Source organism: Microbacterium lushaniae, assembly GCF_008727775.1.
In the GTDB taxonomy this organism is placed as follows: domain Bacteria; phylum Actinomycetota; class Actinomycetes; order Actinomycetales; family Microbacteriaceae; genus Microbacterium; species Microbacterium lushaniae.
In genome coordinates, this window is the sequence record NZ_CP044232.1 from 291,273 (window position 1) to 303,640 (window position 12,368).

At 71.4% G+C, this 12,368-nt stretch carries 9 protein-coding genes; 6 read left to right on the forward strand and 3 right to left on the reverse strand.

Translation table 11 applies throughout. From position 1 onward, the window contains the following. The first annotated feature begins 25 nt into the window (after positions 1 to 25). Genes F6J85_RS01360 through F6J85_RS01375 form a run of 4 tightly spaced genes read left to right on the forward strand, consistent with a single transcriptional unit; the run spans position 26 to position 5,044 of the window. Positions 26 to 1,633 (forward strand): ABC transporter substrate-binding protein, encoded by a 1,608-nt coding sequence (locus F6J85_RS01360; RefSeq protein WP_191906705.1) that lies wholly within the window; start codon positions 26 to 28, stop codon positions 1,631 to 1,633. Then, on the forward strand, positions 1,633 to 2,649 hold the full coding sequence (locus F6J85_RS01365) for an ABC transporter permease (protein WP_150923522.1): 1,017 nt from the start codon (positions 1,633 to 1,635) through the stop codon (positions 2,647 to 2,649). The genes F6J85_RS01360 and F6J85_RS01365 overlap by 1 nt, the downstream gene beginning before the upstream one ends. Next, entirely contained in the window at positions 2,646 to 3,443 is a 798-nt protein-coding gene (locus tag F6J85_RS01370) for an ABC transporter permease (RefSeq protein WP_150923523.1), read from the forward strand. Before F6J85_RS01365 ends, F6J85_RS01370 begins: the two co-directional genes overlap by 4 nt. Continuing rightward, positions 3,440 to 5,044 (forward strand): dipeptide ABC transporter ATP-binding protein, encoded by a 1,605-nt coding sequence (locus F6J85_RS01375; RefSeq protein WP_150923524.1) that lies wholly within the window; start codon positions 3,440 to 3,442, stop codon positions 5,042 to 5,044. The genes F6J85_RS01370 and F6J85_RS01375 overlap by 4 nt, the downstream gene beginning before the upstream one ends. A gap of 42 nt (positions 5,045 to 5,086) precedes the next feature. Here the strand turns inward: F6J85_RS01375 and radA are convergent, their stop codons facing one another. Beyond that, positions 5,087 to 6,451 carry a DNA repair protein RadA gene (gene radA, locus F6J85_RS01380; RefSeq protein WP_150923525.1) on the reverse strand — a complete coding sequence of 455 codons (1,365 nt, stop codon included), beginning with the start codon at positions 6,449 to 6,451 and terminating at the stop codon, positions 5,087 to 5,089. A gap of 217 nt (positions 6,452 to 6,668) precedes the next feature. On the opposite strand from radA, the gene F6J85_RS01385 reads away from it, so the two are divergent. Beyond that, positions 6,669 to 7,676 (forward strand): Gfo/Idh/MocA family protein, encoded by a 1,008-nt coding sequence (locus tag F6J85_RS01385; RefSeq protein ID WP_150923526.1) that lies wholly within the window; start codon positions 6,669 to 6,671, stop codon positions 7,674 to 7,676. Continuing rightward, entirely contained in the window at positions 7,673 to 8,692 is a 1,020-nt protein-coding gene (locus F6J85_RS01390; protein WP_150923527.1) for a Gfo/Idh/MocA family protein, read from the forward strand. The genes F6J85_RS01385 and F6J85_RS01390 overlap by 4 nt, the downstream gene beginning before the upstream one ends. Before the next feature lie 18 nt (positions 8,693 to 8,710). Here the strand turns inward: F6J85_RS01390 and F6J85_RS01395 are convergent, their stop codons facing one another. Together F6J85_RS01395 and F6J85_RS01400 are read right to left on the reverse strand one after the other, a co-directional pair. Next, positions 8,711 to 9,412, reverse strand: coding sequence for an alpha/beta fold hydrolase (locus F6J85_RS01395; RefSeq protein ID WP_150923528.1), 702 nt, complete (start codon positions 9,410 to 9,412; stop codon positions 8,711 to 8,713). A gap of 139 nt (positions 9,413 to 9,551) precedes the next feature. Beyond that, entirely contained in the window at positions 9,552 to 12,158 is a 2,607-nt protein-coding gene (locus F6J85_RS01400; protein WP_238707021.1) for an alpha-mannosidase, read from the reverse strand. Positions 12,159 to 12,368 lie beyond the last annotated feature (210 nt).

A 12,368-nucleotide genomic window follows, 5' to 3' on the forward strand; every position in this document is an offset into this window, starting at 1 on the left:
CTCCACCCCCATGAAGGAGCACACCGTGATCCGCACACGTGATTCCCGGATGCGGCGCCTCGCCGTACCGCTCGCCGCCGTCGCCGCGATCGTCTCACTCGCCGGCTGCGCCGGCGGCGCGGACACCGCAGCGACCCCGAACACCGACATCGATCAGGACGTCGTATTCGCGCTCAAGGAGGACATCGTCTGCGTCGACCCGCAGCAGACGTCCGTGACGACGGCGCTCATCGTCGGACGGCAGCTCACGGACTCGCTGCTGGATCAGAACCCCGACACCGGTGAGATCGTCCCATGGCTGGCTGAAAGCTGGGACGTGAGCGATGACCTGACGGCGTACACGTTCACCCTGCGCGAGGACGTCACATTCAGCGACGGCACCCCCCTGACGTCGCAGACGGTCGCCGCGAACTTCGACGCCGTCGCAGGGCTGGGTGGTGCAGCATCCCTCGCGAGCGGCTACCTCTCGGGATACGCGGGCACCGAGATCACCAGCGACACGGAGTTCACCGTGAACTTCTCCGCGCCCAACGTGCAGTTCCAGCAGGGCGCGACCACGATGTCACTCGGCATCGTGTCCGAGGCGACCGCGGCCGCCACCGCCGAGGAGCGCTGCCAGAGTATCGTCGGTACCGGCCCCTTCGTCCTCGAGTCGTACGTGCCGAACGACTCCGTCGAGATCGTCGCCCGCGAGGGTTACGGATGGGCGTCCGAACTGCGCGAGCACGACGGCGACCCGCACCTGAGTTCCGTCAGCTTCCCGATCATCGCGGAGGCCAGCGTCCGCACGGGCGGTCTGGAGTCGGGCGAGTACGACATCATCCAGGATCTGCCGTACGTGGACGAGGCCCGTTTCACGGGCGACGCCTTCCACCTGTACGCCAAGCCGAACCCCGGAGTGCCGAACTCGTTCATCGTGAACACCACGCGAGGCGTCCTCGGTGACGAAGCGGTCCGGCAGGCCATCAGCAAGAGCCTCGACCGCGAGCAGATCAACGTCATCACCGGCTCGGTCAGCGGTGCAGCGCCCACGAGTGTCCTGACCTCGTCCACCCCCGGCTACGCCGACCTGGGCGACACCCTCGCCTTCGACCCCGAGGGCGCCGCGGAGCTGCTGGAGGACTCCGGCTGGACCCGTGACGGCGACGGCATCTACGAGAAGGACGGTCAGCCCCTCACTGTCACCGTCACCGCCTTCTACGCGCAGGATGTGCTCGAAGCGGCTCAGATCCAGCTCGCCGACGCCGGCATCGACCTGCGGATCAAGATGGTCTCCACGGGCGACTTCTTCGGCGCCATCGCCTCCGGCGACTACGACATGCTGGGCGCGGGCCTGACCCGCACCGACCCCGACGCGCTGCGGACCCTGCTGTCGACGTCGTCGGTCGCCCGGTGGGCGATCGTGGACGACGCCGAACTGGAGGGGCTGCTGCAGGAGCAGGCGCAGACGTCGGACGTGGAGGCGCGGCAGGAGCTGGTGGCGGAGATCCAGCAGCTCGTCGCGGAGCGCGCGTACGTCATGCCGACGCTGGAGACCGTGCAGCTGCACGCCTCCCGCGCCGGCGTGGAGGGCGTCACCTTCGACTCGGCCGCGCGCGTGCACCTGTACGACGCGATGGTCGTCGCCGACTGATGAGAGGGCAGCGCGTGGATGCGGCGGCGAGCTCCTCGACCGCCCGTTCGGTCGCACGGTTCCTGCTCCCGAAGATCGCCCAGTGCGTCTTCGTGGTGTGGGCGACGTACACCGTCGCGTTCCTGCTCATCCACGCGCTGCCCGGCGACCCCGTCCTTGCCGCCCTCGCGGTCAAGGGCGGGGACGCCACCACGACCGATCCCGAAGCGCTCGAGGCGCTGCGCGCCCGATACGGGATGGACGGACCGGTGTGGCAGCAGTACATCGTCAACTTCCTCGCCCTGTTCCGCGGTGACCTGGGTGTCTCGATCGCCACGGGGCAGCCGGTGGCCGACATGATCGGACGCGCCTTCCCGCATACCGCCGCCGTCGCCGGTTTCGCTCTCCTGGTCGGTTTCGTCGGTGCGCTGCTGTTCACGGTGTGGGCCTACATCGCCCGCCCGGCGTGGGTGCGCAACGCCGTCACCCAGATCCCGCCGCTGGGAATCGCGATCCCCGCGTTCCTCAGTGGCCTCGTCCTGATCACCGTCTTCTCCTTCGGGCTGGGCTGGTTCCCCGCATCCGGCACCTCCGGCTTCGTCAGCATCGTGCTGCCGGGGATCACGCTCGCCCTGCCCACCGGCGCGATCTTCTTCCAGGTCTTCTCCGCCGCCGTCTTCGACGCGGGATCGAGCCCGTTCGTGTTCACCGCCAACGCGAAGGGCCTCGCCCAGCGCACCGTCGTCGTCCGCCACGTCCTGCGCAACGCCCTCCTGCCCTCCATCACGATCATCGGTCTGCAGATCGGCTACCTCGCCGGCGGCACCGCCGTCGTGGAGACCGTGTTCTCCCGCGACGGCATCGGCCGCCTCACAGTGGATGCCGTGCTCGCCCGCGACATCAACGTCGTGATGGGGGTCGTCGTCGTCGTCGCCGTGGTCTACGCCGTCGTCACCCTCGTCGTCGACGGCCTGTACGGCGTGATCGATCCCCGCACGAGAACCCGCCTCACCGGTGGGAAGGCGGTGAAGGCGTGAACATCCTGCGCAAACCCGGCCTGATCCTGTCAGTCCTCATGCTCGCTGCGACGGTCGTCGCGATGATCGCACCGCAGCTGATCGCGCCGTACGACCCGTTCGACTCGGTCGGCTCCCTGCGACTGGCTCCGCCCAGCGCGGAGCACCTCTTCGGCACCGACCACCTCGCGCGCGACGTCTTCTCGCGGGTCGTCTACGGTGCACAGCTGTCCCTCTCGGCGGCGGGGCTCGCCGTGCTGGGCGGCGTCGTCGTCGGGTCGATCGTGGGGCTCGTATGCGGCTACCTCGGCGGGGTCGTGGATGCGATCGCGATGCGCTTCGTCGACGTCCTCATCGCGATCCCCGGCATCCTGCTGGCCCTCATCGTCGTCGCCACCCTCGGCTTCGGTCCGCTCTCGATCGCGTTGGGTGTGGGGCTCGGTACGGCGGGCTCGTTCGCCCGGGTCATGCGTTCGGCGGTGCTGCGCGTGCGCGGTGAGGAGTATGTCGAGGCCGCCCGCACACTCGGCGCGCGAGGGCCGGCGGTCCTGTTCGGCCACGTGCTGCCGAATGCCGCTCGCCCCGTCGTGGCGATGGCGGCGCTGGAACTGGCGGTCGCGATCCTCTCGGTCTCGGCGCTGAGCTTCCTCGGCTTCGGCGCGCAGCCGCCGGCCCCCGAGTGGGGTGCGCTGGTGTCGGCCGGCCGTGACTTCGTGGCGACCGCGCCGTGGCTGAGTCTGCTGCCGGGTGTCGTGATCCTGGCCGTCGTGCTGTCGGTCAACCGTGTCTCCCGTTTTCTCGGAGGTGACCGATGACCGCTCTGCTCCGCGTCAGCGGCCTGCGCGTCGACTACGGCTCCGGCCGTCGTGCCCATTCCGCCGTGCGCGGCATCGACCTCGAGATCGCGCCCGGCGAGATCGTCGCCGTCGTCGGCGAGTCGGGCTCCGGTAAGAGCACGATCTCGCACGCCCTCGTCCGGCTCCTGCCCGACCAGGCGCGCATCCGCGGCGGCTCGGTCGTGTTCGAGGGGACGGACCTCCTGCGCGCGCCGGTATCGGCGCTGCGCCGCATCCGGGGTGCCCGCATCGGCTTCGTGCCGCAGGATCCCTCGCACAGTCTCAACCCGCTCATGCGTGTGGGCGAGCAGATCGCCGAGACGCTGCGCCGTCACAGCGGCCGCAGCCGCGCAGGTGCCGCCGCGCGCGCGGTGGAGATCCTGCGTGAGGTGGGCGTGCCCGAGCCCGAGCGCCGCGCCGCGCAGTACCCGCACGAACTGTCCGGAGGGCTGCGTCAGCGCGTGCTCATCGGAATCGCCTGGGCGTGCGAGCCGGCACTCGTGATCGCCGACGAGCCCACGAGCGCGCTGGATGCGACCGTGCAGCGTCACGTCCTGGACCGTATGCAGGCGCTCGCCGCCGCCCACGGCACGGCGGTTGTCCTCGTCACGCACGACCTGGGTATCGCCGGCGACCGCGCCGATCGCATCGTCGTCGTGGAGAAGGGCGAGATCGTTGAGAGCGGACCGGCGACCGACGTGCTGTCCCTGCCGCAGCATCCGTACACCCGCCGCCTCGTCGCGGCCGCGCCGGGCCTGAACGCGCGGCGACTGCAGCCGCGCGTGGATGTCTCCGACCGTGTGCCGCCGCGAAGCCCCGAGCCGCTCGTGGTCGTCTCGTCGCTGACCAAGTCGTACGGCTCCGGGGGCGATGCGCCCGCCGTCGACGGCGCGGATTTCACCGTGACGCGCGGCTCCACGTTCTCCCTCGTGGGCGAGTCGGGTTCGGGCAAGACCACCACAGCACGCATGGTGGCGCGCATCATCCCGGCCGACACCGGCCGCATCGAGTTCGACGGCGCCGACATCACCGCCCTCACCGGGGAGGGGCTGCGGCAGCTTCGCCGGCGCATCCAGGTCGTCTACCAGAACCCCTTCGGATCTCTCGACCCGCGCATGACGGTGCAGCGGCTCGTCGCGGAGCCGTTGCGCGCCTTCGGCGTGGGCACGTCCCGCGAACGCGCCGCCACGGTACGCGACCTGCTCGACCAGGTGCGCCTGAGCAGCGACCTGGTGGGGCGCAGGCCTGCGGAGCTGTCGGGCGGCCAGCGGCAGCGGGTGGCGATCGCCCGCGCGCTGGCACTGCGTCCCGAGCTGGTCGTCCTCGACGAGCCGGTCTCCGCGCTGGACGTGTCGGTGCAGGAGCAGGTGCTGCGCCTCCTGGTCGATCTGCAGGCGGAGTTCGGTCTGACCTACCTCTTCATCTCCCACGACCTCGGCGTCATCCGGCAGATCTCCGACCGGGTCGCGGTCATGAAGGAGGGGCGCATACTCGAGCAGGCCGACGCCGACCGTATCTTCGCCGAGGCGGAGCATCCGTACACGCGGGAGCTGATCGCCGCCATCCCGGGCCGCCGCTGACCCTTCGACACGCGCAGGGGGCGGACGGGCCCACCGGCCGGGTCAGAAGTCGGGGGCGTCGCGGGGGTCGGCCCGGCGACGGGTCTGCAGGTCGCGCAGCGCACGGTCGATCGAGCGTGAGGATGCGTCGAGCACCGTGTGATAGCCCAGGCGGGATGCCTCGCCCGCGCGCTGCGCAGACTGGGTGACGGGACGGATCTCGCCCGTCAGCGTCAGTTCTCCGATCGCGACCGTGCGGTGGGAGATCGTGTGGTCGCGGACGGCGTTGGCCACCGCGATCGCGATGGCAAGGTCGGCGGCCGGCTCGACCAGACGCACGCCGCCCACCGTCGAGACGTACACGTCCTTGTCCGACACCTTCACGTGGGCCCGCCGCTCCAGGACGGCGAGCACCATCGCCACGCGTGCCGAGTCGACGCCGTTGACCACGCGGCGGGGGTTGGGGGCGGTCGTGTCGATCGTGAGCGCCTGCACCTCGACCGGCAGCGCGCGCCGGCCCTCCAGTGCAATGGTCACGCAGGTGCCGGGGACGGGATCGCCGTGGCCGAGGAACAGCGCGCTCGGGTCGGGCACCTCGGCGATGCCCGCACCGGTCATGTCGAAGCATCCGACCTCGTCGGTGGGGCCGAACCGGTTCTTCAGGGCGCGCACGAAGCGCAGCGACGTCTGCCGGTCGCCCTCGAACTGGCACACGACGTCGACGAGGTGCTCCAGGATGCGGGGACCCGCGATGGAGCCGTCCTTGGTGACATGCCCGACGATGATGACCGGCAGCGACCGCTCCTTGGCCACGCGGATGAGCGTGGATGCCACTTCCCGGACCTGGCTCGGCTGCCCGGCGGCACCGTCGCTCAGCGCCGAGGACACCGTCTGCACGGAGTCGACGATGAGCAGCTCAGGCTGCACGTCGTCGATGTGCCCGAGGATGGTCGCGAGGTCGGTCTCCGCCGCGAGGTACAGCTCGTCGTGCAGCGCGCCGGTGCGCTCGGCGCGCAGTCGCACCTGTGCGGTGGACTCCTCCGCACTGGCGTACAGGACCCGGCGGCCGGCGCGGGCGCTCTGCGCCGCGACCTCCAGCAGCAGTGTCGACTTGCCGACTCCGGGCTCGCCGCTGAGCAGGATGGCCGCGCCGGGAACGACGCCGCCGCCGAGGACGCGATCGAACTCGCCCACCCCGCTCGTGCGGCGCGGGGCATCCTGCGTGTCGATCGCGGTGATCGGGCGTGCGGCCCGCGAGGCGCCGGGGGCCACGGCCGCCACCGCGCGGGTGATCCCGGTCTGTTCGGCGGCTTCGACGACGGTGCCCCACTGCTGGCACTCTCCGCAGCGGCCGACCCACTTGAGAGTCGTCCACCCGCACTCGGTGCACCGGTACGGCACGGTCATGGAGGGCTTTCGCGCGGGCATGCCTCCAGGCTACGCGTGACCCCCGACAGGGACCTGCGGCGCTGCGGGATGCGGGGGATGGACCGGGCGGGTGATCTCGACGCGGCGTCGTAGAGCCGCGCGCACGCATGTGGTAACGTTGCCACAATTTCGCGGGTCTCCCGGCGCCGCGGAGGAGCACGAGCACACCGACCCGATCCGATGATGGGCGCGACGTCCACCCAGAGGAGTGCAGAGCGTGACCGAGGATGCCATCGGCGTGGGGGTCGCCGGCTTCTGGCATGTGCATGCGGACGACTACGCGCGCGAAACCGAGGCGCACGCCGAGACCCGCCTGATCGCGGCATGGGATGACGACCCCGGCCGGGCCCGCGAGGGCGCGACGCGCTGGGGTGTTGACCGTGCCGAGAGCCTCGACGCGCTGCTCGCACACCCGGGTGTCGACGCGATCACCGTCACGACGGCGACCGTCGACCACACCGAGGTGATCTCGCGGGCGATCGCGGCAGGCAAGCACGTCTTCACCGAGAAGCTCCTCGCGCCCACCGTGGCCGAATCGCAGCAGCTCGCCGCCGCGGCCACAGCGAAAGGCGTGACGCTCGTGGTGTCGTTGCCGCAGCTGACGAATCCGGTGATGGTCGCCGCCGCCGACCTCGTCGACCGCGGCGCTCTCGGCGCCGTCACCTACGCGCGCGTGCGGATGGCGCACGACGGGTGGCTCGCGGGATGGCTGCCCGACCGCTTCGCCGACCCGGTCCGGGCCATCGGCGGGGCGTTCACCGATCTGGGGTGCCATCCCGCCTACCTCGTGCAGCGGCTGCTCGGTGCCCGGCCGGAGACGGTGTCGGCCGTGTACACCCACGTCACCGGTCGGGAGGTCGATGACAACGCGGTGGTCGTCGCGGCCTACGCCGACGGGGCGCTCGGGGTCGCCGAGGCCAGCTTCGTCACGACCCCCGGCGCGGTGGCGATGGAGGTGCGCGGCACCGAGGCCTCGCTGCTCCACGGGTTCGGCCGCGACGGACTCCTCGCCAAGGGCGGCCGGTTCGGAGAGGAATGGGTCGTCGTGCCGCTGCGTCCGCCGCCGCCCACGCCCTTCGAGCTGTGGGTGGACGCCATGCGCGGGCGAGCGGATGCGTCCGCCGACGTGTCCGCCGCGATCGACCTCACGCGGTTCATCGTCGCCGCCAATACCGCCGCCGCCACGGGCTCGCGTGTCGGCTTCGACCCGGAAGGACCCTCATGACCGGCAGAGTGCGGATCGGACTCATCGGCGCGGGCGGCATCGCCGGCGCGCATGTCGCGGGCTTCCGCCGCAACCCCGAGACCGTGGAGCTGGCGGCGGTGGCCGACCCCGTGCGCGAGAGCGCGGAGAAGCGCCGCGGCGACGACGAGGGCGTGCGGATCTTCGCGGACTATCGCGAGATGATCGCCGCGGGCGGCCTGGATGCCGTGGACATCTGCCTGCCCCACCACCTCCACGCCGACGCCGTCATCGCCGCCGCCGACGCGGGCCTGCACGTGCTGTGCGAGAAGCCGCTGTGCCTCACGCTCGAGGAGGCGGAGGCGATCTCGGCGGCCGTGGAGCGCAGCGGGGTGACGGTGATGTGCGCGCACAACCAGCTCTTCCTTCCCGCCGTCGCCGAGGCCAAGCGCCTCATCGACAGCGGCGTTCTCGGTCGCGTGTACGAGGTGCGCACGACCGACAGCTTCTTCAACGACTTCACGCCCGAGAGCATGGGATGGCGCGCACGTGCCGAGACGTCCGGGGGCGGCGAGCTCATCGACACCGGCTATCACCCGCTCTACCTCATGCAGCACCTCGCCGGGGGCGCGCCGGTCGAGGTGGCCGCGATGCTCTCGCGGCACCGCCTCGAGTTCATGGAGGGCGAGGACTCCGCCCAGGTGCTCGTCCGCTACGACAACGGCGTGGTGGGTCACGTCGTGACGAGCTGGGCGTACGAGCCGGCCCTGGGCACGGAGAAGTTCTCGCTGGTGGCCGAACGGGGCTCGCTCAGCTCGGACGGCACCGCGCTCACCTACCGCATGCGCGGCGAAGAGCCGGTGACGCGTGAGTTCGAGCCCGTGCACGAGTTCGCCGCGGAGGTGGCCCACTTCGCCGACAGCGTGCGCAACGGCACGCGCCCGATCCAGACCCACGAGGAGGGGATCGATGTGCTCGGGGTGATCCTGGCGGCGTACGAGTCGTCGCTCACCGGCTCGATCGCGCGCGTCGGCGCGCACCCCGTCGGGCGTCGCTGAGGGCTCGACGGCTCCGGCTCACACCCGCTCCGGCTCCGTGCGCGGCACAGCGAGCTGAGCCAGCAGCACATCGGCGAGGTCGCGCGGTCGCTCGATCTGAGGCCACCTGCCCGACGGCAGATCCACGAGCGTGACGTCGGACATGAGGGCGAGTTCGCGGACCGGATCGATGCCGGCGGCCATCCACCTGCGCACATCGTCGGTGGTGAACTCCGTCGCCACGACCGTGGCCGGCACGGTGAACCGCCGGTGGTCGGTGAGGCGCTGCACGGCGTCGAGCACGTGCGCGGCGTTCTCGCTCATGCGCTCGTGGAGCACGCCCAGGCTGGGGTCCACGGCACTCAGGCCGGCGGTGTGGGTCGTGACCCCGCGCGCATCCACCGTGAAACCGCTCAGCACCCGCGCGCCGTCGGCGCTCGGGAACCCGCCCACGTGGATCGCTTGGGCGACGCGGTCGGGGCGCTGACTGACCGCCGCGTGCATGAGCCCGCAGGCCTCGGCGTGGCCGACCACGACCGCCTTCTCCTTGCACCGGTCGATCTCGGCGGCGATGGCGGCGACGTGGTCGGCGAGCCAGATGCCGTTGCGGTTCGCGGTGCGGGAGTGCAGTCCTTGCAGCGTCAGTGCGGACGGCCGATGCCCTGCGGCGGCCAGCAGTTCGGAGACGTCCGCCCACGAGGAGGCGTCGAGCCACAGGCCGGGAACCAGGATGACGTCCATCGCACCTCCTCGCCGGCGAACCGCTCGCGGCACCGACATGCTCACCCCGCAGCGCCGCGCGGTGGAGGGGGTTGCGTTTCCCTCAGCCGTGCGGTCACGGGCCACCGCGGCCCCGCGGCATCCGGCGCCTGCTGTGCGCTCATGCCGGCTCCTCGTCGAGCGGCCACTCCAGCAGATCCACCTCCACGATCGCCGCTGCGGGGTCGAGCGGGATGCGGAAGGTGCGCACCTGATGCGGGCGGAACTCGCCTTCGATGACGCGGTCGACGATCGGGAGGGCGATCCGCGCGGAGCCGGGCACTCCCCGCGTCTCGACGGCCCGCACGATGAGGTCGGCGACCGCCGCATGCGGGACGTCTTCGCTGCCCTTGACCGCGGTGACCATGACGGCGCCGGCGCCGTCGTCGACGAAGCTGCGGCGCGGAGGGAGGTCGCCGGGGTGGAAGGACTCCAGCTGCGCGCGCAGGGGCGAGCCGAGCACGGCGGCCCGACGCGTCGGCTGGGCGGCCCGCCAGTCGCCGTCGTGCGGGATGAGCTCCAGGCTGAACCTCTGCACGCCCTGGTCGTGGAAGGAGTACACCCCGTCCGGATCGAGCAGGCGCGGATCGTGCCACGAGTACACGGGGCTCCGCACCGCGGTGATGCCGATGCTCGCCGTGTCCATCCCGGCGGTAGCGGCGGGGGAGACATCCCACCCGTGCTTGGTCGTGCACACCACGGTGAGCCCGGCCGGGGTCCCGGCGATCGTGCCGGTGAGATCGACCCACGACTGGGCCGGCTCCTCGGCGCCGTCTACCGGGCGCCGGAGAGTGGCGTAGGGGATCTCGTACGTGGCGACCGGATGCTCCAGCCCGACGGGGAACCGCAGCTTCAGCAGGTGTGCCCGCTCTCGCCAGTCCAGCGTCACGTCCACGCGCAGCGCGCGGGCGTCGTGGGAGAGGAGGTACTCCTCCACGAGCGTGCTGGAGCCCCACCCGCGCTCCACGCGCACGCGGGAGCGCACGGGGCCGCTTTCGCGCACGACGATGCGCTTCAGGCTCAGGGCTGCGCCGGGCCAGGCGTAGGAGATCACGCGGTGGCCCCACGTGTCGGTGGGGTCCTCGCACACGGCCGAACGCGGCTGGCCGCGCGTACCGGCCAGCGGGTCGACGCCGGTGCCCTTGTGCAGGAGTGACACGACGTCGCCGGTGGCGGCGTCCAACTCGACGCGCAGGTGCGCGTTCTCGATGACGGTGCCGTCCTCCGACACGCGCACGTCCTCGTCGGCGGGAAGCGCGGGGCCTGGGAGCAGGCGGTAGAGCGCGTACCCCAGCGCAGGCACGTCGGCGCGGAACGTGACCGCACCTCGGCTGACGTCGCTGGTCGTGGCCGTGGACTGCGTCGCCTGCGACAGCACGGGGGCTCCGGCGTGGTCGACGACGCGCACCCCATGCGGCTGCGCGCTGTACTGCATGTCGACGTCGACCGACACCGGCCACGGATGCGGGTTGAAGACCACGACCGGCTGGGTCGCCGCATCCGCGGGGACGTCGATCCGCCGGGCGATGCGGTTGTGCACCCGCGTGATGATGCGCTTGGAGATCGCGACGGCCTCGCCCAGCTGGTCGCGGGCGTCGTCGTACGACGGCTCGACCGCCGAGCCCGGCAGGATGTCGTGGAACTGATTGAAGAGGATCTGCTTCCACGCGCGCTCGAGGTCGTCGCGCGGGTAGTCGGCGCCGGTGAGGGCGACCTCGACCGCGGCCCACCGTTCGGCCGAGAGGACGGCGAACTGCGCGCGGCGCTGCCATGCCTTGATGCCCGAGTGCGACGAGTAGCACCCCGGCGCGTGGTGCTGCAGGTCGTCGTGGCGCACGGTCAGGGCGTCGAGGAAACCCGCCCCGCGCGCCAGCATCTCATCGAAGTACGCGCGCGGCGACGACATCGTCATCCTCCCGAAGGTGCCCATCCGGTCGTAGCGGTGGATCGACTCGATGTTGGCCTTCGTGGGCCCGCCGCCGTGGTTGCCGACGCCGTAGAACACCATCATCTGTCCGAGGGAGCGGTCCAGCTGCCCGAGCGATTTCTCGGTCTGGAAGGAGACGTCGCCCGGCGCGCTGCCGTACTCGAAGGGGATGCGGTAGGTCAGCACGCGCGATCCGTCGGGGGACTCCCACTGGAACAGCGTGTCGTCGAGGTCGCCTTCGTGCGGGCCCGGCCGCAGGAAGCAATAGGAGTCCATGCGCTGCCCGCGCAGTATCTGCGGGATCGTCGCGCTGTGCCCGAAGGGGTCGACGTTCATGCCGACGGTGGCGATCCGCCCGAAGCGGGAGTGCAGGTAGCGCTGACCGTAGAGCCCCTGGCGCGCGAACGACTCGCCCATCGGCATGTTGCAGTCGGGCTCCACCCACCATCCGCCGACGTTGACCCACCGCCCCTCGGCCACGCGCTGCGCGATGCGCGCGAACAGGTCCGGATCCTGCTCCTCGACCCACGACAGCAGCACGATCTGATCGCACGTGAAGATGAAGTCGGGGTACTCGTCCATCCGGTCCAGGGCGCTCGCGAACGTCGCGCGCGCCTCCTGGTAGCCCTCCTGCCACGGCCACAGCCACACCGGGTCCAGGTGCGCGTTGCCGATCATGTGCAGCGTGCGGTCGGGGGTCGCCGCCGGTCGCTGGGCCGGGTCGAGGTTCTGCGGCTGCCGACCGGACGGGGCGTTGGCGACCGGAGCGCGGCCCGCGGGCGTGGATGCCTCTTGGTTCACGTCCGTTCCCCCTGCGTGTCGCGACGCCGGTCGTCGGGCCTGGGATCGATGTCGATGTGACATCGTTCCCACATAGTAACGACGCGTGCGCCCGCGTCGCCAGTGTCAGGTGAGCGCGCGGCTGCCTCGACCCGCCGCCTCCGGCTGACGCACGCCGCCGCGCCCACCCCGCCGCGCGGGCGTCGGAGGATCGCACGAAGGTCGGAGGAT